Source organism: Mesorhizobium liriopis, from assembly GCF_024053505.1.
In the GTDB taxonomy this organism is placed as follows: Bacteria; Pseudomonadota; Alphaproteobacteria; order Rhizobiales; family Rhizobiaceae; genus Mesorhizobium_B; species Mesorhizobium_B liriopis.
The window spans coordinates 551,715-575,688 of sequence record NZ_JAMXQS010000001.1 but is presented as its reverse complement, the minus strand read 5'-3'; the positions used below and the strand labels follow the sequence as shown (position 1 = coordinate 575,688).

Here is a 23,974-nt window from a genome sequence, read left to right as displayed (position 1 = left end):
AAGACCTTGACCGATTTATCAGACCGCACGCGACGCCTTCAGCAGGGTGATGCCGCGCGCCGAACCAACGGACAACAGAATGAAGTTCGGAGCGCCCAAGGAACGGAGCGAAGGCGAGCGGCGCGTCGCGCTGACGCCTGAAAGCGTCGGCAGGCTCACCAAACTCGGCTATGAATGCCTCGTCGAGACCGGTGCGGGCTCGGAGGCGCGTATTCCCGATGCGGCCTATGAGGCGGCCGGCGCGCGCGTCGTGCCCGATGCCGCCACGCTCTGGGCCGAAGCCGACATCGTCGCCAAGGTCCGCGCCCCCGACAGCGAAGAGGTCGAGAGAACCCGGGACGGGCAGATCCTGATCTCGTTTCTTTATCCCGCGCAGAATCCCGATCTGCTGGAATCCCTGAGTGCGCGCGGCGTCACGGCCATCGCCATGGACATGGTGCCGCGCATCAGCCGCGCGCAGAAGATGGATGCACTGTCCTCCATGGCCAACATCGCCGGCTATCGCGCGGTGATCGAGGCCGGCAACCAGTTCGGGCGCTTCTTCACCGGCCAGATCACAGCGGCAGGCAAAGTGCCGCCCGCCCGCGTGCTCGTCATCGGTGCCGGTGTCGCAGGCCTTGCGGCCATCGGCACGGCGCAGTCGCTCGGCGCACAGGTGCGCGCCTTCGACGTCCGGCCAGAAGTGGCCGAGCAGATCCAGTCCATGGGCGCCGAGTTCCTTTTTCTCGATTTTGCCGAAGCCACGGATGGCGCGGCGACCGGTGGCTATGCGGCCCCGTCGAGCCCTGAATTCCGCGCCAAGCAGCTGGAGCTTTTTCGCGCGCAGGCCCCGGAAGTCGATATCGTCATCACCACTGCCCTGATCCCCGGCCGCGATGCGCCCAAGCTCTGGCTGGCCGACATGGTGGCGCTGATGAAGCCCGGCTCGGTCGTCGTCGATCTCGCGGCCGAACGCGGCGGCAACTGCGACCTGACGGTGCCCGGCGAGGTCATCGAGACGCCGAACGGCGTGCGCGTCGTCGGCTACACCGACTATCCCAGCCGCATGGCCACGCAGGCCTCCACGCTCTACGCCACCAATATCCGCCACATGATGGACGACCTGACGCCTGCCAAGAACGGCGTTCCGGTGGTCGACATGGACGATGACGTGATCCGCGGCGCGGTCGTCACCCATGCGGGCGCGATCACCTATCCGCCCCCGCCGTCCAAAATCCAGGCCATCGCCAAACAGGCACCCAGGAAGGCCGTCGAGGAAACGCCAGCCGCGAAAGCCGCACGCGAGGCCGCACAGGCCCGCAAGGCCGGGCAAAATCAGATCCTCCTGCTGGTCGTGGGAGCGGTGATCCTGATGCTGATCGGCCTCGTCGCGCCGCCCAGCTTCCTTCAGCATCTCGTCGTGTTCGCGCTGTCCTGCTTTGTCGGCTATCACGTGATCTGGAACGTTTCCCACGCGCTGCACACGCCGCTGATGGCGGTGACCAACGCGGTGTCGTCCATCATCATCCTCGGCGCATTGCTGCAGTTCGGCTCTTCCAGCTGGATCGTGTCGATCCTGGCGGGACTTTCGATCCTCATGGCATCGGTCAACATCTTCGGCGGCTTTCTGGTCACCCGCCGGATGCTGAAGATGTTCCAGAAAAGCTGAGCGCGGAGCCTCTCCCATGAGCCAAGGTCTCGTCGGCGCGTCCTATCTCGTCGCCTCCATTCTCTTCATCCTGTCACTGGGCGGCTTGTCGAACCAGGAAAGTGCGAAGCGCGCCGTCTGGTACGGCATCGCGGGCATGGCGCTCGCTGTCGTCGCCACGATCACCGGTCCGGGGGTCGGCGCGGTCTGGCTGGTCGCTCCGCTCATCGTCATCGGCGCCGTCTCCGGCGGCTGGCTTGCCGGCCGGGTACAGATGACGCAGATGCCCGAGCTCGTCGCGGCACTCCACTCATTCGTCGGGCTGGCCGCCGTCGTCATCGGCTTCAATGCAGACATCGAAGCCGGCCGCGCGGCCTACGCGCTCGGCACGGGCACGGCCGAAACGCTGACCGGCTTCGCCGCGACCCTCGCGCACAAGACGCCGGTCGAGCTCGCGATCATGCGCGTCGAGGTCTTTCTCGGCGTCTTCATCGGCGCGCTCACCTTTTCCGGCTCCGTGGTCGCCTATGGCAAACTGTCGGGACGCCTCGACTCCAAGGCGCTGGTGCTGCCCAACCGGCACGCGATCAACCTTGGCGGCGTGGCGATCGCGCTCCTTCTCGGCATCCTCTACTTCAACGGCGCGGGCCTCTGGACGCTGCTGCTCGTCGCCCTGCTCGCCGGCGCGCTGGGCTGGCACCTGATCATGGCGATCGGCGGCGCGGACATGCCGGTCGTCGTGTCGATGCTCAACAGCTATTCCGGCTGGGCGGCGGCGGCCATCGGCTTCACCCTGTCCAACGATCTTCTGATCGTCACGGGCGCGCTGGTCGGCTCGTCGGGCGCGATCCTGTCCTACATCATGTGCCGTGCCATGAACCGCAACTTCGTGTCCGTCATTCTCGGCGGCTGGGGCGGCACGGCGGGTCCGGCGCAGGAGATCTCAGGCGAACAGGTCGCTATCGACGCCGACGGCGTCGCCCAAGCGCTAGACGATGCGGATTCGGTCGTCATCGTGCCCGGTTACGGGCTCGCCGTGGCGCAGGCGCAAGGGTCGATCTCGGAACTGACGCGCCGCCTGCGCGCCAAAGGCAAGACCGTGCGCTTCGCCATCCACCCTGTCGCCGGGCGCCTGCCGGGCCACATGAACGTGCTCCTCGCCGAAGCCAAGGTGCCCTACGACATCGTTCTCGAAATGGACGAGATCAACGAGGACTTCCCCTCGACCGATGTCGCCATCGTCATCGGTGCGAACGACATCGTCAATCCAGCCGCCGAGGAAGATCCGAACTCGCCCATTGCCGGCATGCCCGTCATCGAGGTGTGGAAGGCGCGGCGCGTCTTCGTATCCAAACGCGGCCAGGGCACCGGCTATTCCGGCATCGAGAATCCGCTCTTCTTCAAGGAGAACACCCGCATGTTCTACGGCGACGCCAAGAAGTCGCTCGACGAGTTGCTCAAGCTCGTGTGACGGCGACCGCCCTCCCTTCCGAACAATCGCTTCCGGTCGCGCCTGTCACGCGAGACCGGTTGTGACCCGGAGCCGCCCCCTCGGCCGGCACCGACGCGACGACCTCTTTCCGCCCCACAGCGAAATTTGCCGCTGCGTTCGACGTAAGTTGACTTGCTTTGTCATCAAATCGTGGTTTTAACGGCCGGGCATTTCACGCTCGCTTGAGGGTCTGCCTTTGAAATCCCTTTTTACGCTCACCATCGCGCTCGCGTCGAGCGCTCTCGTATCGGCCGCGCTTGCGCAGGACGCCTCGGATGCCCCCGGGGGCCTCGTCATCTACAACGCCCAGCACCAGAGCCTCACCAAGGAGTGGACCGATGCGTTCACCAAGGAGACCGGCATCAAGGTCACGGTGCGCGATGGCGGCGACAGCGAGTTCGCCAACCAGATCGTCGCCGAAGCCGATCTTTCGCCAGCCGACATCTTCCTGACCGAGAACTCACCCGCCATGGCGCAGGTCGAGGCGGCAGGCCTTTTCGCACCGGTGGACGCCGACACGCTCGCGCAGGTGCCCGAACAGTTCCGCCCCGCGAGCGGCAAATGGATCGGCATCGCCGCGCGTTCCACCGTGTTCGCCTATGACAAGACCAAGCTCTCCGAGGACAAGCTGCCGAAATCGCTGGTGGAGCTGGCCGATCCGGCATGGAACGGCCGCTGGGCCGCCTCACCGGCCGGTGCCGACTTCCAGGCGATCGTTTCCGCGCTACTCGAACTGAAGGGCGAGGAGGCGACCGCCGCCTGGCTCAAGGGCATGAAGGCCAACTTCAAGCCTTATCGCGGCAACAGCACCGTCATGAAGGCGGTGAATGCCGGCCAGATCGAAGGCGGCGTGATCTATCATTACTACTGGTTCGGCGATCAGGCGAAGACCGGCGAGAACAGCGGCAATGTCGGCCTGCATTATTTCCGCAACCAGGATCCGGGCGCCTTCGTCTCGATCTCGGGCGGGGGCGTGCTCGCCACCTCCAAGCACCCCAAGGAGGCGCAGGCCTTCCTGAAATGGGTCTCGGGCAAGGGCGGCCAGGAGATCCTGAAGAACGGCACGTCCTTTGAATATGCGGTCGGCAATGGCGCCGCCTCCAACCCCAAGCTCGTGCCGCTCGACCAGCTCGACGCGCCGAAGGTCGAGCCCTCCAAGCTCAACAGCCCGAAGGTGATCGAGCTGATGAACGCGGCAGGCATCCTGTAACACGTCACCGCCGGTGATCACTTTCCCCCCAACGAACCGGACCGCAGCGGCTTGTGCCCGCTGCGGTCTTGCCATGTCGGCTTGTGGACCGGCATGGAGCGCCTGACCATGCCCGCCGCCGAACTCGCTCTCGCCCCCCTTCCCGCTCCGCGCCTGCGCACCCTTCGCATGCCGTGGATGGCGCTTGCCGCACTCCTCGTCACGCTCGTTGCGCTTCTGCCCTTCGCCTTCATTCTCTGGTCGGCGGCTGAGACCGGCTGGGCGACCGCCGCCACGCTGATCTTCCGCGCCCGCGTCGGCGAACTGCTCGTCAACACGGTCCTGCTGATCCTCCTCGCCGTGCCGCTTTCCGGCAGCCTCGCGCTTGCCCTCGCATGGCTCACCGAGCGCAGCGACCTGCCCGCCGCGAAGCTCTGGGCATGGCTCGCGGTCGCCCCGCTCGCCGTTCCCGCCTTCGTGCAGAGCTATGCCTGGGTCAGCCTCGCGCCCGGCCTCCACGGTCTGGCCGGCGGCGTGCTCGTTTCCGTGCTTGCCTACTTCCCCTTCATGTATCTGCCGCTCGCCGCCACTTTCCGCCGGCTCGATCCCGCTTTGGAAGACAGCGCCGCCTCGCTCGGCCTGTCGCCCTTTGAAGTCTTTCGCCGCGTGACGCTGCCGCAACTGCGCCTGGCACTTTCCGGCGGCGCGCTGCTTGTGGCGCTGCATCTGCTGGCCGAATACGGGCTCTTCGCGATGATCCGGTTCGACACCTTCACGACCGCCATCGTCGACCAGTTCCAGTCCACCTTCAATGGTGCTGCGGGCAACATGCTGGCCGGCGTGCTCGTCACCTGCTGCCTCGGCCTGCTGGCGCTCGACACCCTTTGGCGCGGCGATGAGCGCTATGCGCGCGTCGGTTCGGGTGCTGCCCGCACCGCACCCCGCGCGCGGCTGGGCCGCTTCACCCTGCCCTGCCTCGCCTTGCCGCTTCTCACGACTGCCCTCGCCCTCGGCGTACCCTTCGTCACCATCTTGGGCTGGCTCGAAAAAGGCGGCAGCGAGATCTGGCAGTGGAGCCTGATCCTTTCCACGCTCGGCCAGACCCTGCTTCTCGCCGTCCTCGGCGGGTTGCTCGCGATCACGGCGGCCATCCCCACAGCATGGCTCACCGTCCGCCGTCCCGGCCGCCTGTCGCGTTTCGCGGAAGCCTGCAACTACCTCGTCGGTGCGCTGCCGAGTGCGGTCTTCGCGCTCGCCCTCGTCTCGGTCGCCGTGCGCTTCCTTCATCCACTCTACCAGACCGTCTTCACGATCCTCGTCGCCTACGCGCTGATGTTTCTGCCGCGCGCGATCCTTTCCTTGCGTGCCAGCATCGCGCAGGCGCCCGTCGAGCTCGAACAGGCGGCGGCCAGCCTCGGCCGACGCCCATGGTCGTCGCTCTGGATCACCACGATCCGCCTGTCCGCGCCCGGCGCGGCGGCCGGCATGGCGCTGGTGGCGCTCGGCATCGTCAACGAGCTGACCGCGACCCAGATGCTCGCGCCCAACGGCACGCGCACGCTCGCCATGCAGTTCTGGTCGCTGTCGGGCGAACTCGACTACGCGGCGGCCGCGCCTTACGCGCTTGCCATGGTCGTGCTTTCGCTGCCGCTCACGGCTCTTCTGTTTCACCAGTCCAAACGCATGGCCGGCCGATGAGCGTTCTGGACGTTTCCGGCCTCGCCAAAGCCTACGGCCCCGTCAAGGCGCTCGACGGCATCGACCTTCATGTCCGCAGCGGCACGCGCACGGCCATTGTCGGTCCCTCGGGCTGCGGAAAGACCACGCTTCTGCGCCTCATCGCCGGCTTCGAGACGCCTGACAGCGGCCGCATCCTGCTCGATGGCCAGGCGCTCGCCGAGAACCGCACCGCTCTGCCTGCACATATGCGCGGCGTCGGCGTGGTGTCGCAGGACGGCGCACTCTTTCCGCATCTCACCATCGCCGAGAATATCGGCTTCGGCATCCCGAAATCAGAGCCCGACCGCGCCGCCCGCATTGCCGAGCTCGCCGAGACCGTCGGCCTGAAAAGCGCCATGCTGTCCCGCTGGCCGCACGAACTGTCCGGCGGCCAGCAACAGCGCGTCGCGCTCGCCCGCGCGCTCGCCCGCAAGCCGCACCTGATGCTGCTCGACGAGCCCTTCTCCGCGCTCGACACCAGCCTTCGCGCCGCCATGCGCAAGGTCGTCGCCGAGCTTCTGGAAAAGGCCGGCGTCACCACCATCCTCGTCACCCACGATCAGGCCGAAGCGCTGTCCTTCGCCGATCAGGTCGCGGTCATGCGCGATGGCCGGTTCGCGCAGGTGGGCACCCCGCGCGATCTTTATTTCCGTCCCACGGATGCCACCGTCGCCGAGTTCCTGGGCGAAACCATCCTCTTGCCCGCGCATGTGGCGGACGGCTGCGCCAACTGCGCGCTCGGCCGCCTCGCCACCCACGCGCCGGCCAATGGCGCCCATGCCCGCATCATGCTGCGCCCCGAGCAGATCGCGCTGGAGCCCGCCACCCGCGCCGAGGCGCAGGCCGCCTCCACCGGCATCTATGCCGAGGTTTGCGCCTGCGAGTTCGCCGGCGCCTCCACGGTGCTCGTTCTGCACATCCTGAACCCGAGAGAAGCGAACGGCGCCGTCCCCCCGCGGTTCACCCTGCGCCGCGCCGGCTTCGACGGCATCGAGACGGGCGCGGTCGTGCGCGTATCCGTGTCGGGCCGCGCTCATCCCCTGGCATAGGCCGAACCGCGCGCCTGCCTCGCGCCCGAACGAGCCGCAAGCGTCAGACTGATACACGCTCGCGCTATTGACAGCACGGCACTCCAGCGTCAGCGCACCGATCTCCCGAAAGGACATGATGATACCCGAGCACCGGTCGGCCTCCTTTCCCTCGTCCCCAAAGGCCACCTTTCATGCATAAGGTCATCTTCGACACCGATCCCGGCGTCGATGACGCGATGGCGCTGCTCTTTCTGCATCGCCATCCCGAGGTCGAGCTTCTCGGCGTCACCACCGTTTTCGGCAATGCCTCGATCGAGAACACCACGCGCAACGCGCTGTTTTTACGCGAAGCCTTCGGGATCGACGCGCCGGTCGCGCGCGGCGCCGGCACGCCTTACGACCCGGCCCGCATCCCGCACGCCTATCCGGTAATGGTCCACGGCGAAAACGGCCTCGGCGACATTCCCATTCCCGACACGCCGCCATCGCGCCCGCTCGATCACGAAGACGCCGCGCAATTCATCATCGACACCGTCCACGCCCATCCCGGCGAGGTTTCGGTCGTCGCCGTGGGCCGCATGACCAACCTCGCCAATGCCTTGCGGCGTGACCCGGCCATCGCCGGCCTGGTCAAACAGGTCGTCATCATGGGCGGCAGCTTCCATGTTCCCGGCAACGTGTCGCCGGCGGCCGAAGCCAATATCCATGGCGACCCGGAAGCGGCGGATGCGGTCACGACAGCGCCGTGGAAACTGACTGTCATCGGCCTCGACGTCACCGGCCAGACGGTGATGACCCGCGCGGAACTCGCCGCCTTGAGCGATGCCGGCGGCTCCGACCTCGCTTTGCTCGACGCGCTTTCGCAAGATTACATCCGCTTCTACGGCCACCTCCTCGAAGACGGCATGCTCGTCCACGACACCTGCGCCTGCGTCGCCCTCGTTCGGCCCGACCTTTTCCAAACCGTGCAAGGTGCGGTGCGCGTCGTCTGCGGCGGCATCGCCGATGGCCAGACCATCCTCAAGCCGGCTGGTCGCCGTTTCCCGCCGGGCGAATGGGACGGTCTGCCCGAACAGACGGTCGCGGTCGGCGTCGCGGCAAGCGCGGTCATGGCGCTGATCACGGAAACGCTCGCACGCGCGCAGTGATGGACGAAATCACGGCCGCACCGCAGCTATCCCCCGCATCCGCGCGTTTCCGCTTTTTCTTCGTCCACCCCCTCCGCGCTTTCCGCTAATTTCCCCTCACCGCTTCATCGGGAGCCAGGTCGCGACGGCGCATCTGTGGGGCGGACGGTGCCGGACTGGTCGTGCCAACGTAGCGTGGCTGGGTGATGAGCCCCTAAGTCCGGGCCCCAAGTGAGGAGCGGTGGGTGACGCCCCGTTCTGTGGACCTAGGGCAAGAACACCGAAAGCGGCGCATGGCGCGGGTCATGCACTTCACTCAAGTCCAGAGGCCAGCGCCATGCGCCGTCTCCTGAACCCGAACCACCCCATACCCCGGCTCGAAACCCGAGCGCGGCAGCGACGACGCGCATCCGGCATTTCGTGACGCAGCATCTCGAAACGCCACGCCGCCGAAGGCCGAGACCCTTGAACCCCGAATAATACGACTATTTCGCGGATGAGAAAGTTTTGCGCAACTTACGCAGGTCATATTGCGCTGATTGTGCGACGACGGACCGACCCCTCCGCTGCCTCACGCGCAGCGCCTCCCACTCGATTCGCCTGAAAGGCACCCGCTTGTTCGGCACTTCATCTCCGTTCCACGCCAACGCCGCCGATGCGCTTGCCGGGCTCGCCCGCTCGCTCGCCATCATCGAGTTCGATCTCGATGGCAAGATCCGCTACGCCAACGAACTCTTTCTCGCCAAGATGGGCTACACGCTCGACGAGGTGAAAGGTCGGCACCACTCCATCTTCATGCCGCCCGACCACGCCCGCAATCCGGAATACAAGGCGTTCTGGCAGAAGCTCGGGCGCGGCGAGCACGATACGGGCGAGTATCGCCGCATCGCCAAGGGCGGCCGCGAGGTCTGGATCAAGGCCTCCTACAATCCCGTTCGCAACAGCCGCGGCAAACTCGTCTCGATCATCAAGCAGGCGACCGATGTGACGCCCGAAAAGCTGCGCAACAGCGAAACCGAAGCCAAGATGTCGGCCGTTTTGCGCGCCCAGGCCGTGATCGAGTTCACGCCCTCGGGCGAGATCATCACCGCCAACGACAACTTCTTCCAGGCGCTCGGCTACCGCCTCGACGAGATTGTCGGCAGACACCACCGCATCTTCGTCGAGCCGGTTTTCGCGCAGTCACCCGAATATCGCGATCTGTGGCGTCGGCTGAACGCCGGCGAATATGTCGCGTCCGAATTTCGCCGCGTCGGCAAAGGCGGCAAGGAAGTCTGGATCCAGGCTTCCTACAACCCGGTCTTCGGTCTGAACGGCGAGGTCGTCAAGATCGTCAAGTTCGCGACCGATGTATCCGAACGCGTCCGCGCGGTCAGCGAGATTGCCAACGGTCTGGCCCAAGTCACGCGAGACAATCTCGCTCACCGCATCGGCACCGAATTCGTCCCTGCCTTCGAGCAGCTGCGCACCGACTACAACGCGTCCATGTCGAAGTTTGACGGCGTCGTGAAGCAGATCGCCGCCACCACGCTCGCGATCCAGAGCAGCACCAGCGAAATCTCCGGCGCGACGAACGACCTGGCGCGCCGCACCGAAACGCAGGCTGCCAGCCTCGAGGAAACCGCCGCCGCGCTGGATCAGATCACCTCCACCGTCAAGAAAGCTGCGGAAGGCGCGGCGCATGCGCGCGAAGTCGTCGCCGCCGCGTGCAAGAACGCGGAAGCCTCGGGTGAAGTGGTGGGCCGCGCGGTGAACTCGATGAACATGATCGAGGCCTCTTCGCGCAAGATCGGTCAGGTCATCGGCGTGATCGACGAGATCGCGTTCCAGACCAACCTTCTGGCGCTGAATGCGGGCGTCGAGGCCGCACGCGCGGGCGAGGCCGGCAAGGGCTTCGCGGTGGTCGCCCAGGAAGTGCGCGCCCTCTCCCAGCGCTCGGCTGAGGAAGCCAAGACCATCAAGAGCCTGATCTCGGCATCGGCCACGCAGGTCAACGAAGGCGTCGGCCAGGTCGCGGAAGCGGGCAAGGCGCTCCAGCGCATCATCGCGCAGGTCAGCGAGATCGACGCGATCGTGTCCGACATGGCGGGCGCCGCACACGAGCAGGCCTCCGCACTTCAGGCCGTCAACGTCGCCGTCAACCAGATGGACCGCGTCACCCAGCAGAACGCCGCGATGGTCGAGGAAACGGCGGCTGCCAGCCAGGATCTCGCCAAGGAAAGCAACGCGCTCAACCAGTTGGTCGCCCGCTTCCGCACCACCGGCAGCAGCGAGTTGTCAGGCGATGTGATTCCGTTCGGAAGAGCAGCCGCCGCTCGCTGAACAGCCCTTCCCCCAAAAGCCAAACGCCCCGCCATCGCAAGATGGCGGGGCGTTCGTTTATCGCTTGGGAGTCAGGGGCGTGGCCGAGCCCTGTCAGCCTCGTGCGCGGGACAAGTGCACCGGGCTCAATCCGCGCTCGCCACGGTCGATTGCCCCTGCAACCAGGCGCGCCATTGTTTCTCGCTGCCGTGGAACGCGTTCAGGTCGATCTTGCCTTCCACGCCGTGGCTCAGTCCCGAGCCCGAATACTGCCAGAACACCCATTTGCGGCCCGGATAAACCTTGGACGGATGCTGCGCCACGGCGCGCAGCCAGAACGGATAATCGAGGAACTCGCCTTCGAGATTGTCGGCATAGAAGTCGGGTGCGGTATAGATGATCGGGCGCTGGCCGTAATAGGCTTCCAGCTTGTCCATGAAGACCTGCATCTTCTCGACCACGCGCGCCTTGGAAAGCCGGCGTTTGCACTTGCTTTCGCCGTTATATTCCACATCGATCACCGGCGGCAGCGCGCCGTCCACGCGCGGAACGTTGCGGATGAACCAGTCGGCTTGTTCACCTGCAGTACGGCACCAGTAGAAGAAGTGGTACGCGCCGCGCTTGAGGCCCGCCTCATGCGCGCCGCGCCAGTTGGTCTTGAACATGGGGTCGAGATGGTCGCCGCCGTCGGTCGCCTTGATGAACGCGAAATTGGCGCCTTGCGCGCGCAGCTTCACCCAGTCGATGTCGCCCTGCCAGCGCGAAACATCGACGCCGTGAACCGTGAGGAGCTTGGGCGCGAGGCTCTTGCCGAAATTGATGGGCTTGGCGTCGCGGAACTGCTGCGGCTTGATGCGCAGAAGTGCCGCCGCAGCCCCCACCGGCGTCGGCACCGCCGCGAGCGCGATGGCTTCCGCAACGGGCGCAACCTTCTCGACCTCGGCAATGGGAGCCGCGACGGTTCGTGTCGCCACGCTTTCCGCCTTGGCCACTTCGCGCTTGACCTCCACCTTGGCGACCTCACGCTCGATTGCGGCAGGCGGCGTCTGCGGCTTGATCGAGCCGGTCAGCTCCTGCGACGGCGTCGGCGTCATCCAGCTTTCCAGACCACCGCCCAGGCTCGACGAACAGCCGCTCAGTGCAAGACACAGGAGGGTGGAGATGACGCCCTTCGACCGCATGACGACCCGTACGCAAGAATCACAACACAAACAGCGAGCCGGCCGGAGCACGCTCTGGCCGAAACCCTATTGCTAAAGGGTGATTACCAACAAAGCCTGAATGCCGGAGACCCTGCGGAAATTTTGCATCGCGTCCAAATCGCCCAGATTCAGCCACGCCAGACCAAAGTCCGGCGCGGGAACCATCAAATCACCGCTCCGTTACCGCCGCGGGACGCTTTGCGAGCCGGATGTGAGGGACCATGCCGGACATCGATCGCTCAGAAGCCCGCTATCATCCGTCTCAACATGGAGAAAGACCATGAAATCTCGTTTTGCCGCCGCTGCCGCCGGCCTCTTCATCCTCGCCGGCACCGCAGCTGCGTCCGCTCAGGACATCATCATCCAGCCCGAACAGGAAGTGATCGTGCGCGAATATGTGCGCGAGCGCCCGGTGACATCGGTGACCGTGCCCGACTTCGCCTTCGAAAGCGGCACGGTGGTGCCGGAAACGGTCGAGCTTTACCCGATCGACGAGGTGCCGGATGCGCAGTACCGTTACGTCGTGATCGACGACCGCACCGTGCTGGTCGAGCCTCAGACGCGCCGCGTCATCCGCGTGCTCGACTAAGCATAGCAGTCTTTCACGCAGAGCCCGTCGCGACCCGTTCGCGGCGGGCTTTTCCTTTGCCTTTGTTTCTATTGCGCCTGATCGGGCGAGTTCGCCGGATCGGCGAGATCCGCCACAGGTGCGACGTCTTCCAGCTGTTCGAGCTGTTCGGGATTGGCGACGGTGACGCCCAGATCGTTCACCAGCCCCGTCTCGATCGAATAGACCCAGCCATGCACGCTCAGCGGTTGGCCCCGGCTCCACGCGTCCTGCACGAACACGTCGGAGGACACGTTCTTCACCTGCCGGATCACGTTCAGCTCGGTCAGCCGATCCATGCGCTGGCTTTCATCGGCGATCGCCTCCAGCTCATGCCGGTGCTCATGCGCCACTTCGCGGATCGGATGCAGCCAGTGGTCCACCAGACCACGCCGCTGGCCATCGACGGAGGCTCGCACGCCGCCGCAGCCGTAATGGCCGACGACGAGAATGTGCTTCACCTTCAACACGTCCACCGCGAATTGCAGCACGCTCAAGTAGTTCGCGTCCTGCGGCGGTGCGAGGTTCGCGACGTTGCGGTGCACGAACAGTTCGCCGGGATCGAGATCGACGATCTCGTTGGCGGGCACGCGGCTGTCCGAGCAGCCGATCCAGAGATATTCAGGCGCCTGCTGCGCCACCAATCGCTTGAAGAAACCGGGATCAGCAGCGACCTTCTTCTCGGCCCAGCGACGGTTGTTGTCTTTGAGATGATCGAGCATGCGCCTGCTCTAGCGCCGCCCGTGCGGCGCAGCAAGAGTGCGGGGGACTCGTCCCCAACCGGTCCTCTACCAGCCGTTCTTGCCGTCGATCTCGATCACCCGCACCGCATCGAGGTCGAAGCCGTCGAACAGCCGCGCGTTGAGGGAAATTCGCAGTTTCTCGAAGTTCGGTTCGCCGGTCGAGAAGTCCGGCGTTTCGCTAAAGGTCCGACAGCCGCAGACTCCGCAGAAATTGTGCGCGACGGTCTTTGTCTTCCACCGATAGGTCCGCTCATCCTCCCGAGAGACCAGCGCCACATCTGCCACATCGTAGTAGGCCCAAAGCGCCCCGCTTTTTGCGCAGAACGAACAGTTGCAGTGTGTGACGCTTTCGGGCGCGAATGCCGCCTCGAAGCGCGTCGCCTTGCAGTGACAGCTTCCCTGAACCTTCATTGTCCCTCCCGACCCCCCGCGCGGAACGGCTTCATCCACGCAGGCGTTGCAACGCTTTATCATCAGCGGAGGAAAGCATCATGACACGTGGGGATAAAGACAAATACACCGACAAGCAGAAGCCCAAGGCCGAGCATATCGAGGAAAGCTACGAGAACCGTGGCGTGCCCGAAGACGAAGCCGAGCGCCGCGCCTGGGCGACCGTGAACAAGGAGTCCGGCGGCGGCAACAAATCCGGCTCGGGACGCGGCAAGCCCGACACCCATGCCTCTTCCGAGAAGGGCGGCAGACGCGGCGGCGCGGCCTCCGCGAACCGCACCGCGGCCGAGCGCTCCGCTTCCGCCAAGAAGGCCGCCGAAACCCGCAAGCGCAACAAGGAGAATGCCTGATGGCCGAGAAGCCCGATCACGACCAGACCTACAAGGACTTCAACGAGGTGGTGAACATGACGCCCTCCGCCCTCGAGACGTTCCTCGACACCGAGGATTCGAAGCGCGTCGGCTGGTCGGAGAGCGGCGAAGGCGAAAGCGTGGGCCACAAGAGCGGCAAGCGCATCGTCGAAATCAAGCACAAGAAGAAGGCGGATCTTTCGGACGACGACTACCAGCACATGGCGAAAGTGGTCGGCTATGTGCGCCGCCACATGGCGCAGGGCGGCCCCAAGTCCGACAAGGAACACAGCGACTGGCGCCATTCCCTCATGAACTGGGGCCACGACCCGATGAAGAAGGACTGATCGCTAGGCGGCGACCTTCTCGCCGTTCCGCACGCGATAAGAGGGCTGGTACATCGTCACCAGTTCCTCTGCCGCCGTGGGGTGCACCGCCATCGTGCGGTCGAAATCGTCCTTGGTCAGCTTCGCCTTCACCGACACGCCGATCAGCTGCGCGATCTCGCCGGCATCCGGCCCGAGCATATGGGCGCCCACCACGCGGCGGCTCGCGGCATCCACCACCAGCTTCAGAAGCACCTTCTCATCACGGCCCGAAATCGTATGCCGCAGCGGCCGGAAATGCGCGCGATAAACCTCCAGCTCGTCATACTGCTTGGCCGCTTCTTCTTCGGTCAGCCCCACCGTGCCGAGTTCCGGCTGCGAGAAGACCGCCGTCGCCACGCAATCGTGGTCGGGCACCGTCGGGTTGTTCTTGAACACGGTCTCGATGAAGCACATCGCCTCGTGGATCGCGACCGGCGTCAGCTGCACGCGATTGGTCACGTCGCCCACGGCATAGATATTCGGCACATTGGTGCGCGAATAATCGTCCACAACGATCTCGCCCGCCTTGCCGAGCTCGACGCCCGCCTCCTCCAGCCCCATGCCGTTGGTGTTCGGGATGCGGCCCAGCGCCAGCATCGCCTGATCCACTTCCAGCACCGCGCCGTCCGACAGATGCGCGCGCAGCCTGCCGTCGGGCTCCTTGGCGATGCGGTCGAACACGGTCTTGCAGTGGATCTTGATGCCTTTCGCTTCCATCGCCTTGTGCAGTTCGGTGCGCACATCCATGTCGAAATGCTGCAGGATCTCGACGCCGCGATAGATCAGCGTCGTATCCACGCCGAGCCCGTGGAAGATGTTGGCGAACTCCACCGCGATATAGCCGCCGCCCGCGATCACGATGCTCTTCGGCAGTTCCGGCAGAACGAAAGCCTGATCGGACAGAATGCAGTGTTCGTGCCCCGGCAGCGACTCATGCCGGTTCGGCCGCCCGCCGGTCGCCACGAGGATCGTCTCCGCCGTCACCGTGCGGTTCTCGCCTTCGAGCCGGATCGTATGAGCATCCAGAAGGTTGGCCCGGCACGCGAAGGTGTCGCCGCCCGCCTTGTCCACGCCTGCGCGGTAGATACCTTCGAGCCGCGCGATCTCCTTGTCCTTCGCGGCCAGCAGCGTCGGCCAATCGAAACTCGCTTCGGGGACCGTCCAGCCGTACCCCCTGGCGTCCTCGAACTGCTCGGGAAACTGCGAGGCATAGACGAACAGCTTCTTGGGCACGCAGCCCCGGATCACGCAGGTGCCGCCATAGCGATACTCTTCCGCGATGCCGACGCGCTTGCCGAGCGAAGCGGCAACGCGCGCGGCGCGTACCCCGCCCGAACCACCACCGATCACGAACAGGTCGTAGTCATAATCCGGCATCGCGGGCTCCAAACTTATGGGAAAGAGGCAAAAGAAAAGCCCGGCATGGCCGGGCTCTCGAAACGCATGAGGTTACGCTCAGTTTCCGGTCGCGGCGGGCGCGGGCGCAGCCGGCTGGTCGTCGGGATTGGCGACCGGTGCCGTCGAAGTGTCCGCGTCCGGCTTTTCCTTGACGATCACCTCGGCCACGGAAACCGCCAGATCACGCGCGATCCCGCGCTGCCAGATCTCCGCGGCCTTCGCGACTTCACGGTTGGCGATGGCGCCGTCCGAAATCAGCTTCTGGCCGGCCGGCGAGGAAAAGAACGTCGCCATCTGCTTCAGCTCGTCCTCGGTGAAGACGCGGGCGTAAGCGAGTGCCGCTTCCCGCTCGAGGTCGGCGCGACGGCCCACGAGACCCAGCACCTTCTCGTCCACGGTCGTCGTGATCAGCTGTTCGAGATCGGGATTGCGGCCGATCAGCTGCTGCTTCAGCTGCGCCGCGGCGCCGGGCAGGATGCCGTCGAACACGTCCGTCGCGTTCAACGCCGTGATGGCCTCGCGCGCGGCCTTGAGATGCGTGTCCGAAATCTCCTGCGCGAGCGCCGGCACCGTCAGGCAGGCAAGCGCGGAAGCAAATGCCACGGCCCGAAGGCTCTTGAGGCGGGTGGCGAGGATCATGCGCGAAACTCCCTGTCTAGCGGATGGTGCCGATGGTCTCCACGCCTGCATCGGAGGCGAGGATGACGGCATCGGCCAGATCGAGAAAAAGACCGTGCTCGACCACGCCGGGAATGGCGTGGAGGCTCAAGGAAAGGGCTCTTGGATCGGGAATGCGGCCAAAAGATGCATCGAGAATCTGGTGTCCGCCATCGGTCAGATACGGCTCGCCATCCTTTTCGCGCAGCTTGAGTTCGCCCGAAAGACCGAGCTCTTCTGCCGCGCGGCGAATGGCGATCTCGGTCGCCCGACGCCCGAAGATGTTGACCTCGATCGGCAAGGGGAAGCGCCCCAGCGCCTCGACCCGCTTGGAGGCGTCAGCGATCACGATCATGCGGCTCGCAGCCGTCGCCACGATCTTCTCGCGCAACAGCGCGCCGCCGCCGCCCTTGATGAGGTTCAGCGCGGGATCGAACTCGTCCGCGCCGTCCACGACCAGATCGAGTTCCGGCGTCTCGTCGAGATTGGAAAGCGGAATGCCCAGCGCGCGGCACAGCGAAGCCGTGCGCTCCGAGGTCGGCACGCCGACGATCTTCAGCCCCTCGCCCACCTTGGCGCCGAGCACGCGGATGAACTCTTCGGCGGTCGAACCCGTGCCGATGCCGAGCCGCATGCCGGATTCGACATGGCCCAGCGCAATGCGCGCGGCTTCCGCTTTGAGTTCTCTTGCGTCCATGCCCACTCCGACCCTTGGAGCCACGCGCTCTAGCATCCGCCATCCGGCTTGGCAAAGCGGAAGCGCTTTGCGACAAGCCTGTGCGACAGCCTCAGTCCAGCCCGCCCCCTCACCCCGGAAAGATCACGCGTGACCCAGCCCCTGCTCGTCTTCGATCTCGATGGAACGCTGGTTGATACCGCGCCTGATCTCGTCGCGAGCCTCAATCATTCTCTCGCCAGCGCGGGCGTCGAGCCGGCCGAGCGCGACAGCATTGGCTTCCATGTCGGCATGGGCGGCCGCGCCATGATCGAGCGCGCCTATGCTTTGCGCGCAAGGACCCTCAGCCCCATTGAGCTCGAAAAGCTCGCGGCCATCTTCCTCGCCCATTACACCGACAACATCCCCGGCACGTCCAAGCCCTATCCCGGCGTGGTCGAGGCCATCGAGCGCCACAAGGTGGCAGGCTTCGGTTTCGCCATCTGCACCAACAAACCCGAAGCACTCGCCCTCCGGCTGATCGAGACGCTCGGTCTCGCTCCTTATTTCAGCGCGGTCTGCGGCGCGGACACCTTTCCCTTCCGCAAGCCCGATGCGCGTCACCTACTCGAAACCATCGCCCGTGCCGGCGGCTCGCCCGATGCCGCGATCATGGTCGGCGATTCCAAGACCGACATTCACACCGCGCAGAACGCGGGTGTTCCGGTGGTCGCGGTCGATTTCGGCTACACCGACCGGCACGTGTCCGAATACGATCCGTCGGTCGTCATCTCGGCCTATGACGAGCTTACATTGGCGCTCTCGAACAAGCTTCTCGCAGCGTCGAGAGGAAGAGTCGCCCAACCCGCTTGACGAGTCGGCGAAGCGCACACTATATCGCGGCCCTGCTTCGGCGCTCAGGCACCGAACCGGGCGCGTAGCTCAGCGGGAGAGCATTCGCTTCACACGCGAAGGGTCACAGGTTCAATCCCTGTCGCGCCCACCATTTTCCAGAAATAATTTCATCCACCCCCTCCGGGCCCTCACTTAATCTGGGGCCATATTTCCTCTCGCGCAGGCGCACGGGGAACGGGCATAAGAAAAACCCCTCCGGATCGCTCCGAAGGGGCTTGGTGGCAGGGAGGATGGGAGAAGATCAGCTGCTCGCAGCGCGCGCCGTCTCGGTGTCGGCGATCGCCTCGCCCAGATGCTTGTCGCGCTCATACACGTCGCCGAAATATTTCACCGTCCCATCGGCCGCCGGCCAGGCGGTGAAATAGGCGATATAGATCGGGATCTTGCGCGTTACCTTTTCCGAGGAATGGCCCTTGGCCAGCTTCGCCTTGATATGCTCCACATCGGTACCCAGCACGGCAGCGGCCATCTCGCGTGGCTGCGAAAGCCGCACGCAGCCATGGCTCGCCGCACGCATGTCGCGGCTGAACAGCGACTTCGACGGCGTGTCGTGCATGTAGATCGCATGCTTGTTGGGGAACATGATCTTCAACTCGCCCAGCGCATTCTCCTCGCTCGGCGTCTGACGCACACTGTAGGGGATTTTGGAGCCGTAGGAGCCCCAGTTCACGGAAGAGGACGGTACGCGCTGGCCGCTCGCATCCGTTACCTCGTAGCCGGCGCGGTCGAGATAGCCCGGATCACTGCGCAGGCGCGGCAGCATCTCGTTGACGATGATCGACTGCGGCACACCCCAATAAGGATTGTATTCGACGCGCTCGATCTCATCGACGAAGAAGGTCGTCTGGTTCTTCACCGAGCCGATCACGGTGCGCATGCTCAGCTTTTCCGCGCCATCCTCGACGTAAGAAACGGTGTAGGCCGGCTGGTTGATGAACACATAGGTTTCGCCGAGCGTGCGCGGCAACCAGCGCAGCTGCTCCATGGCGATCTTCAGCTTTTCCTCACGGTCGGCCACCGGTGTGCCCGCCAGCGCCTGCACGGTGCGCGGCCCGATCACACCATCACCCCGCAGCCCGTGCGCTTCCTGCACGGCTTTGATGGCCGGAATCAGTTCGCGCCCATATGTCTCGCCATTGCCGAAATCGAGCGCCAAAGCGCGGTTCTCGAGGTCGTCCGCCGGCAACCGCTCGGCGACGAGGCGCATGAAAGCGGGCAGTTCCGGGCTCGACTCGCCAGGCTTGAGCGAAAATGCCGGATCGACATGCGGCGTGCTCTTCTGCTCGTTGCGCAGCTTGGCAAGTTCGGCGCTCAGCACCTTATATTGCGGCATCTGCGGGTGTGCCGCGAGCAGGGCCGCCTCGATCTTCTTGGCCCGGCCCATGCGCGCCAGCTCGGCCTTGCCGTCGAAAGGCTTGGCGGCGAAGTCGTGATAGCCGGACAGCTTGTTCGGATCGATGCGCCCGCCGCTCGCATCGCGCAGGTAACGCAACACCTTGGCCGACAGCGCCATCTCGAACCGCACCGCGCCCACCTTGGATGCGCCGAGCGGTTCGGCGACTGCATATTCGGCCGGGTCGAGACCATATTGGTCGGCCTGAGCCATCACCCGCATCGCCTCGCGTGCGCGCTCGGTCGGCTGGCCGTCGTCATCGATCCACAACGGCGAACTGGTCGTGCCGTAATAGCCCACCAGAGCATCCGCGACCGGCTTTTCGGCCATCAGCTGGAAATCGGCGAGACCGGAGAAATCGATCGAATGGACTGCGCCCTGCCCGCCATCGCCCTGCTCGAGCGTGGCCTGGCTCGCGAGGGTCGTGAAATTTACCGGCACGAGCCTGTCGGCGCGATAATCGTAATAGGTCGGCGAGGAGATCTTCGGCGCGGGTGCTGCACTGCGAACCGTTGCCGGAGCCGCAGCCGGGGCGGTGGGCGCCCGACGACGCGGCTGCACGACATCATTGCCATAATAATATCCGCGCGGCGCGACACGAACCGTGGAAGACCCGCCGCGCATAAAGCTTTCGCGCTGCGCCGCATCGAGCGCATTGGCGCTGGCACCACCCATGGCAGACGCAAGGATCGCGGCGCTGACGGCAAGGCGGCACGTAAAGCGGATCATGAAGATTTTCCCCAGGCTATGGTCGGCGTCACAGAATCATACTGCCCGGTCACGGCATTGATAGACCGGGAAAGCGGCAGACAAACGGAATCGGCGCAGCTGTGGCCGCTGCGAGACAACACCCGAAAGGTTAACGACCCGTGCGGTCGCCATCGGGGTCGTAGTCACGATCGCGTTCCGCCGTGGGCTTGCGCCCTTCACTCTTGACGGTGCTGTCGCTCACCCCACCCTCATGCGGCGCATCCGCATCCGGCGCAGGTCCGCGCTCGGTGCCGCCATAATCCGCCTGCGCCAGTTCATCGCGCCCGACCTCGTTTCCGGTATGGATCGGTCCGCTTGTCTGGTCACCGGAGCGCCGGGTTTTGTCCACCCCCTCGCCACTCCCGGTATGATCACGCTCGTTACCGCGCTTGCGGTCGTCTCCGCCCTCAGGATCGCCCGACATGGATCCGCTCCTCTGCGAGTGCTTCAGTCTGGCAATCAACGAACCGCGACGCCGATTGTTGCGCCGAGCGCAGGCGCGAATAGGAGTAATTTGGAAGCAGACGGGAAAGTCATCGAACAGTAGGCTCAGAGGATTCGAGAGCGGAAGCAGCTGCGTCGAGCCAGCCGGCGCATCGGGGAGGACAGGCCACCCCGACCGTGGCGACGGCCTCGCTCTCGAACTGGAGGTGCGCGATGTGGTTATGCCGCTTAGCGTCACTCTCACTATGAAAAGGACCCGGAGAGGCTGGCAAGTCATCCTCCGGGTCCAGATCATGCTGTAGAGGAAACGGGGCCGGGCGAAAGCTCGGTCCCACTCCAGTCATCAAGATAATCCCGATCCCGCCTCGCGACAAGATCGGCCGCTGATCAGCCCTCGGTCAGAGGCGAAAGCTGGATCTCGACGCGGCGGTTCTGGGCGCGGCCGTCTTCCGTGTTGTTCGACGCGATCGGGCGCGATTCGCCGAAGCCGGTGACAGCGAAGCGGCGCGAGTCGATGCCCTGGCTGGACAGGTAATCGGCCACCGCTAGCGCGCGGCGCTGGGACAGGTCGTAATTGTAGCTGTCGCTGCCTTGAGCATCGGTATGGCCGTACACATCGACCGTGGTCTGGTTGAACTTCTTGATCACCAGCGCCACCGAATTGAGCGTCGGGTAGAAGCCGGCCTTCACGCTGTCCTGGTCGGTCGCGAAGGTGATGTTGGAGGGCATGTTGAGGATGATCTGGTCGCCCGAACGCGTCACGCTCACGCCGGTCCCCTGCAACTGGGCACGAAGCTCGGCTTCCTGGCGATCCATGTAGTTGCCGACGGCGCCGCCCGTCAGCGCGCCGATGCCGGCACCGATCAGAACCGCATTGCGCTGCGCGTTCTTGGAGCCGCCGACCGCCAGGCCCGCAAGCGCACCGAGGCCAGCACCCAGAGCAGCGCCCCCTGCCGTGTTCGAGACCTTCTGCTCACCGGTGTACGGATCGGTCGTGCACGCACCAAGGAAAATGGTCGCGGCCACAACGGCGCCCACGCGCTTCATCATACTCAATCCCTCTCTCGAAACCCGGCTGTTCGCGCCGGCTGACGTTTGTCCCTGAGCGGAACTCATAGCAGAGATTGCGACAAAATGGGGACGGCTTAGTTCTCGGCGGACGACAACGTTTTGTTGAGTGCGCCGAGCAGGCTCGCGCGTGATTCCGGCTCGGCCTGATCGCGCTGGTTATAAACGTCGCGCAGAAGGAAATGGTCGGTCAGGCGGAAGCCGTCATTGACCGCCGAGGCCGAAGCGCCCTCGCCGGCCCGCAGCAGAAGAAAGTTCGGCAACGGCAAAAGCCGATCCTTCCACTGCTCGCCGGCCGCAAGCGAAACGGCTCGCCCCGACTTCGGCGAAACATAAGCCAGGCTCTGGCGCGAACCGGTCACGGCGCATTGCGACAGGTCGAGGCCGACGCCCAGTTCTTCGAGCAGCAGCAGCTCGAAACGAACGAAGAGCTCTCCCGCAACGGCCGGTTCGCCGAGGTGATCGAGGATGGCGAGAAGCGCTTCGTAAAGCGCCGGATGCGGATCGCGCTCGGGCAACAAACGCAGATGCGCCGCCAACGTCTGGAGCGCATAGACGGCGACGGCACTTTCCATGAACTGCGCGGCGTTCAGTTCGAGCGGCTCGACCTGAAACGTGCCCAACTGCTCATCGACGCGGGCACGCCAAACGAGATCGACCTTGTTGCCCGGCTGCAGAACGGGGCGCTGACGGCGCGAGCGACCGCCATGGACGAGGCCCAGATGACGGCCATGCGCGCGGGTCATCACCTCAGCGATGGCCGCCGTTTCGCCATGCTTGCGCGTGCCCAGCACAATGCCTTCGTCGCGCCATTCCATGTCAGCGGTGGCGGCTCATCGCGGGCGCTCGAGCCCCATGGCGCGGAAGCGCTCGGGGTCCTCGCTCCAGTTCTCGCGAACCTTTACGAACAGGAAGAGATGAACCGGCTGCTCGGCGATCTCGGCGATCTCGCCCCGCGCCGCCTGGCCGATGGCGCGGATCGTCTGGCCCTTGGCGCCGAGCACGATCTTCTTCTGGCTTTCGCGCTCGACATAGATGACCTGTTCGATGCGCACCGAACCGTCCTTGCGCTCTTCCCACTTCTCGGTCTCGACATGCGACGAGTAAGGCAGTTCCTGATGCAGGCGCAGGAACAGCTTTTCGCGCGTGATCTCGGCGGCCAGCTGGCGCATCGGCAGATCGGAAATCTGATCCTCGGGATAGAACCATGGACCGACAGGCAGGCGCGTGGCGAGCTTGTCGAGAAGCGTGTCGCAGCCAGAGCCCGTCAGTGCGGACACCATGAAGGTTTCCTCGAACTGCACCTTGGCATTGGCTTCCGCTGCCAAGCCCAGCAGCGTTTCGCGCTTCACCCGGTCGATCTTGTTGAGCACCAGGAACTTGGGCTGGCGCACGGCGCTGAGCCCTTCGAGGATCGCCTGCGCGTCGCCTTTCAGGCCCCGCTCGGCATCGATCAGCACCAGCACGAGATCGGCGTCCTTCGCCCCGCCCCAAGCGGTCGTCACCATGGCCTCGTCCAGGCGACGCTTCGGGTTGAAGATGCCCGGCGTATCCACGAACACGATCTGCGTCTGCGCGCGCGAAACGATGCCACGCACGATGGCGCGCGTCGTCTGCACCTTGTGCGTGACGATCGACACCTTGGCGCCGACGAGCTGGTTGAGCAGCGTGGACTTGCCGGCATTCGGCGCGCCGATCAGCGCCACGAAGCCGGAGCGCGTCTCTGTCGCATCGCCTGCCGGTTGTTCGATCTCGCTCATGCCGTTTCTTTCACTTGTGCGGGCCAAACGCCCTCGCGCACCAGAAGCGCCTCGGCTGCCGCCTGTTCCGCCTTGCGCCGCGACCCGCCCTGCCCGCTCGTAGGCTCCAGACCCGGAACCGATACGGACACGGTGAAGAGCGGATCATGATCCGGTCCGCTGCGCTCCTCGATCGTATAGGCCGGCACCGCGCCGTCGCGGGTCACCGCCCATTCCTGCAAGGCAGTCTTGGCTTCGCGCGGCGCTTCCTCGCGCGCATTCATGCGTTTCGTCCAGTATTTCTCGATGAAGGGTCTGACACCTTCCAGGCCACCATCAAGATAGATGGCGGCGATCATCGCCTCGACCACATCGGCCCGCACATTGCGCGCCTTGCGGCCTTGCAACGCCTTCAAGCCGATATCGGCGCGGATCAGTTCGGTGAGACCAGACTCTTCGGCGATCTCGGCGCAGGCTTCGCGGCTCACTAAAGCGTTCAGCCGCAGCGCCAGCTCACCCTCGGTCGCCGCCGGGAACCGCTTTAGCAGGCAGTCGGCGACGAGCAGACCGAGCACACGGTCGCCCAGGAACTCCAGCCGTTCGTAATCGCCCTCGCCCCGGCCGCGCACGCTGGAATGCGTCAGCGCGCGCTCGATGAGTGCCGCATCGCGAACCCGATAGCCCGCGATGCCGAAAAGGCGCTCTGCGAGGACTGCGCCCGTGGGCCGCTTTCCCCGCCCATTCATCGC

General features: G+C 65.1%; 23 protein-coding genes and 1 tRNA gene. 12 read left to right on the top strand and 12 right to left on the bottom strand.

What is annotated here, in order from left to right; all coding sequences use genetic code 11:
* The first annotated feature begins 79 nt into the window (after positions 1-79).
* The 7 genes from NGM99_RS02730 (at position 80) to NGM99_RS02700 (ending at position 10,507) form a co-directional block, all read left to right on the top strand.
* Positions 80-1,648 carry a Re/Si-specific NAD(P)(+) transhydrogenase subunit alpha gene (locus NGM99_RS02730; protein WP_252815692.1) on the top strand — a complete coding sequence of 523 codons (1,569 nt, stop codon included), beginning with the start codon at positions 80-82 and terminating at the stop codon, positions 1,646-1,648.
* A 16-nt stretch (positions 1,649-1,664) separates the two neighbouring features.
* On the top strand, positions 1,665-3,098 hold the full coding sequence (locus tag NGM99_RS02725; RefSeq protein ID WP_252815691.1) for an NAD(P)(+) transhydrogenase (Re/Si-specific) subunit beta: 1,434 nt from the start codon (positions 1,665-1,667) through the stop codon (positions 3,096-3,098).
* A 217-nt stretch (positions 3,099-3,315) separates the two neighbouring features.
* On the top strand, positions 3,316-4,329 hold the full coding sequence (locus NGM99_RS02720) for an iron ABC transporter substrate-binding protein (protein ID WP_252815690.1): 1,014 nt from the start codon (positions 3,316-3,318) through the stop codon (positions 4,327-4,329).
* A 108-nt stretch (positions 4,330-4,437) separates the two neighbouring features.
* Positions 4,438-6,006, top strand: coding sequence for an ABC transporter permease (locus NGM99_RS02715; protein WP_252815688.1), 1,569 nt, complete (start codon positions 4,438-4,440; stop codon positions 6,004-6,006).
* Entirely contained in the window at positions 6,003-7,076 is a 1,074-nt protein-coding gene (locus NGM99_RS02710; RefSeq protein ID WP_252815686.1) for an ABC transporter ATP-binding protein, read from the top strand. The genes NGM99_RS02715 and NGM99_RS02710 overlap by 4 nt, the downstream gene beginning before the upstream one ends.
* Positions 7,077-7,249: 173 nt before the next feature.
* The gene (locus NGM99_RS02705; RefSeq protein WP_252815684.1) at positions 7,250-8,206 is read left to right on the top strand and encodes a nucleoside hydrolase; all 957 of its coding nucleotides are present in this window, start codon (positions 7,250-7,252) and stop codon (positions 8,204-8,206) included.
* A 594-nt stretch (positions 8,207-8,800) separates the two neighbouring features.
* On the top strand, positions 8,801-10,507 hold the full coding sequence (locus NGM99_RS02700; RefSeq protein ID WP_252815682.1) for a methyl-accepting chemotaxis protein: 1,707 nt from the start codon (positions 8,801-8,803) through the stop codon (positions 10,505-10,507).
* A gap of 125 nt (positions 10,508-10,632) precedes the next feature.
* On the opposite strand, the gene NGM99_RS02695 is transcribed toward NGM99_RS02700, so the two are convergent.
* Positions 10,633-11,667 carry a glycoside hydrolase family 25 protein gene (locus tag NGM99_RS02695; protein WP_252815680.1) on the bottom strand — a complete coding sequence of 345 codons (1,035 nt, stop codon included), beginning with the start codon at positions 11,665-11,667 and terminating at the stop codon, positions 10,633-10,635.
* Positions 11,668-11,968: 301 nt separating this feature from the next.
* Between NGM99_RS02695 and NGM99_RS02690 the strand changes: the two genes are divergently transcribed.
* On the top strand, positions 11,969-12,277 hold the full coding sequence (locus NGM99_RS02690; RefSeq protein WP_252815678.1) for a DUF1236 domain-containing protein: 309 nt from the start codon (positions 11,969-11,971) through the stop codon (positions 12,275-12,277).
* 68 nt (positions 12,278-12,345) lie between these two features.
* On the opposite strand, the gene NGM99_RS02685 is transcribed toward NGM99_RS02690, so the two are convergent.
* Complete coding sequence (locus NGM99_RS02685) at positions 12,346-13,017, bottom strand: carbonic anhydrase (RefSeq protein ID WP_252815676.1); 672 nt, start codon at positions 13,015-13,017, stop codon at positions 12,346-12,348.
* Positions 13,018-13,083: 66 nt separating this feature from the next.
* A complete protein-coding gene (locus tag NGM99_RS02680; RefSeq protein ID WP_252815674.1) occupies positions 13,084-13,449 on the bottom strand; it encodes a GFA family protein in 366 nt (121 codons plus the stop codon).
* 80 nt (positions 13,450-13,529) lie between these two features.
* On the opposite strand from NGM99_RS02680, the gene NGM99_RS02675 reads away from it, so the two are divergent.
* Positions 13,530-13,838, top strand: a complete 309-nt coding sequence (locus tag NGM99_RS02675) for a plasmid stabilization protein (protein WP_252815672.1) — start codon at positions 13,530-13,532, stop codon at positions 13,836-13,838.
* Positions 13,838-14,185, top strand: coding sequence for a DUF3140 domain-containing protein (locus NGM99_RS02670; RefSeq protein ID WP_252815670.1), 348 nt, complete (start codon positions 13,838-13,840; stop codon positions 14,183-14,185). The genes NGM99_RS02675 and NGM99_RS02670 overlap by 1 nt, the downstream gene beginning before the upstream one ends.
* 3 nt (positions 14,186-14,188) lie before the next feature.
* Here the strand turns inward: NGM99_RS02670 and gor are convergent, their stop codons facing one another.
* The 3 genes from gor to rpiA form a co-directional block, all read right to left on the bottom strand.
* On the bottom strand, positions 14,189-15,583 hold the full coding sequence (gene gor, locus NGM99_RS02665) for a glutathione-disulfide reductase (RefSeq protein WP_252815668.1): 1,395 nt from the start codon (positions 15,581-15,583) through the stop codon (positions 14,189-14,191).
* 78 nt (positions 15,584-15,661) lie between these two features.
* On the bottom strand, positions 15,662-16,243 hold the full coding sequence (locus NGM99_RS02660) for a DUF2059 domain-containing protein (protein WP_252815666.1): 582 nt from the start codon (positions 16,241-16,243) through the stop codon (positions 15,662-15,664).
* Between the two features lie 16 nt (positions 16,244-16,259).
* Positions 16,260-16,958 (bottom strand): ribose-5-phosphate isomerase RpiA, encoded by a 699-nt coding sequence (gene rpiA / locus NGM99_RS02655; RefSeq protein ID WP_252815665.1) that lies wholly within the window; start codon positions 16,956-16,958, stop codon positions 16,260-16,262.
* A 129-nt stretch (positions 16,959-17,087) separates the two neighbouring features.
* On the opposite strand from rpiA, the gene NGM99_RS02650 reads away from it, so the two are divergent.
* Together NGM99_RS02650 and NGM99_RS02645 are read left to right on the top strand one after the other, a co-directional pair.
* Entirely contained in the window at positions 17,088-17,789 is a 702-nt protein-coding gene (locus NGM99_RS02650) for an HAD family hydrolase (protein ID WP_252815663.1), read from the top strand.
* A 58-nt stretch (positions 17,790-17,847) separates the two neighbouring features.
* Positions 17,848-17,922 (top strand) — tRNA-Val (locus NGM99_RS02645).
* A 150-nt stretch (positions 17,923-18,072) separates the two neighbouring features.
* Here the strand turns inward: NGM99_RS02645 and NGM99_RS02640 are convergent.
* From NGM99_RS02640 to rnc, 6 genes are all read right to left on the bottom strand, one after another.
* On the bottom strand, positions 18,073-19,953 hold the full coding sequence (locus tag NGM99_RS02640; protein ID WP_252815655.1) for a L,D-transpeptidase family protein: 1,881 nt from the start codon (positions 19,951-19,953) through the stop codon (positions 18,073-18,075).
* A 130-nt stretch (positions 19,954-20,083) separates the two neighbouring features.
* A complete protein-coding gene (locus NGM99_RS02635) occupies positions 20,084-20,398 on the bottom strand; it encodes a hypothetical protein (RefSeq protein ID WP_252815653.1) in 315 nt (104 codons plus the stop codon).
* 407 nt (positions 20,399-20,805) lie between these two features.
* Positions 20,806-21,468 carry a YiaD family glycine zipper/OmpA-like lipoprotein gene (locus NGM99_RS02630; protein WP_252815639.1) on the bottom strand — a complete coding sequence of 221 codons (663 nt, stop codon included), beginning with the start codon at positions 21,466-21,468 and terminating at the stop codon, positions 20,806-20,808.
* Positions 21,469-21,563: 95 nt separating this feature from the next.
* Positions 21,564-22,304 (bottom strand): DNA repair protein RecO, encoded by a 741-nt coding sequence (gene recO, locus NGM99_RS02625; RefSeq protein ID WP_252815638.1) that lies wholly within the window; start codon positions 22,302-22,304, stop codon positions 21,564-21,566.
* Between the two features lie 15 nt (positions 22,305-22,319).
* Positions 22,320-23,246: a GTPase Era gene (gene era, locus NGM99_RS02620; protein ID WP_252815637.1), complete on the bottom strand. Its 927-nt coding sequence runs from the start codon at positions 23,244-23,246 to the stop codon at positions 22,320-22,322.
* Positions 23,243-23,971, bottom strand: coding sequence for a ribonuclease III (gene rnc, locus NGM99_RS02615; protein WP_252815636.1), 729 nt, complete (start codon positions 23,969-23,971; stop codon positions 23,243-23,245). Before rnc ends, era begins: the two co-directional genes overlap by 4 nt.
* Positions 23,972-23,974 lie beyond the last annotated feature (3 nt).

Excerpts from the sequence above, each read along its gene's own strand:
- NGM99_RS02685 (WP_252815676.1), bottom strand. The coding sequence starts at position 13,017 with ATGCTCGATCATCTCAAAGACAACAACCGTCGCTGGGCCGAGAAGAAG.
- NGM99_RS02680 (WP_252815674.1), bottom strand. The coding sequence starts at position 13,449 with ATGAAGGTTCAGGGAAGCTGTCACTGCAAGGCGACGCGCTTCGAGGCG.
- NGM99_RS02640 (WP_252815655.1), bottom strand. The coding sequence starts at position 19,953 with ATGATCCGCTTTACGTGCCGCCTTGCCGTCAGCGCCGCGATCCTTGCG.
- NGM99_RS02660 (WP_252815666.1), bottom strand. The coding sequence starts at position 16,243 with ATGATCCTCGCCACCCGCCTCAAGAGCCTTCGGGCCGTGGCATTTGCT.
- rpiA (WP_252815665.1), bottom strand. The coding sequence starts at position 16,958 with ATGGACGCAAGAGAACTCAAAGCGGAAGCCGCGCGCATTGCGCTGGGC.
- era (WP_252815637.1), bottom strand. The coding sequence starts at position 23,246 with ATGAGCGAGATCGAACAACCGGCAGGCGATGCGACAGAGACGCGCTCC.
- recO (WP_252815638.1), bottom strand. The coding sequence starts at position 22,304 with ATGGAATGGCGCGACGAAGGCATTGTGCTGGGCACGCGCAAGCATGGC.
- NGM99_RS02675 (WP_252815672.1), top strand. The coding sequence starts at position 13,530 with ATGACACGTGGGGATAAAGACAAATACACCGACAAGCAGAAGCCCAAG.
- NGM99_RS02695 (WP_252815680.1), bottom strand. The coding sequence starts at position 11,667 with ATGCGGTCGAAGGGCGTCATCTCCACCCTCCTGTGTCTTGCACTGAGC.
- gor (WP_252815668.1), bottom strand. The coding sequence starts at position 15,583 with ATGCCGGATTATGACTACGACCTGTTCGTGATCGGTGGTGGTTCGGGC.
- NGM99_RS02630 (WP_252815639.1), bottom strand. The coding sequence starts at position 21,468 with ATGATGAAGCGCGTGGGCGCCGTTGTGGCCGCGACCATTTTCCTTGGT.
- NGM99_RS02690 (WP_252815678.1), top strand. The coding sequence starts at position 11,969 with ATGAAATCTCGTTTTGCCGCCGCTGCCGCCGGCCTCTTCATCCTCGCC.
- NGM99_RS02730 (WP_252815692.1), top strand. The coding sequence starts at position 80 with ATGAAGTTCGGAGCGCCCAAGGAACGGAGCGAAGGCGAGCGGCGCGTC.
- rnc (WP_252815636.1), bottom strand. The coding sequence starts at position 23,971 with ATGAATGGGCGGGGAAAGCGGCCCACGGGCGCAGTCCTCGCAGAGCGC.
- NGM99_RS02725 (WP_252815691.1), top strand. The coding sequence starts at position 1,665 with ATGAGCCAAGGTCTCGTCGGCGCGTCCTATCTCGTCGCCTCCATTCTC.
- NGM99_RS02705 (WP_252815684.1), top strand. The coding sequence starts at position 7,250 with ATGCATAAGGTCATCTTCGACACCGATCCCGGCGTCGATGACGCGATG.
- NGM99_RS02635 (WP_252815653.1), bottom strand. The coding sequence starts at position 20,398 with ATGTCGGGCGATCCTGAGGGCGGAGACGACCGCAAGCGCGGTAACGAG.
- NGM99_RS02670 (WP_252815670.1), top strand. The coding sequence starts at position 13,838 with ATGGCCGAGAAGCCCGATCACGACCAGACCTACAAGGACTTCAACGAG.
- NGM99_RS02710 (WP_252815686.1), top strand. The coding sequence starts at position 6,003 with ATGAGCGTTCTGGACGTTTCCGGCCTCGCCAAAGCCTACGGCCCCGTC.
- NGM99_RS02715 (WP_252815688.1), top strand. The coding sequence starts at position 4,438 with ATGCCCGCCGCCGAACTCGCTCTCGCCCCCCTTCCCGCTCCGCGCCTG.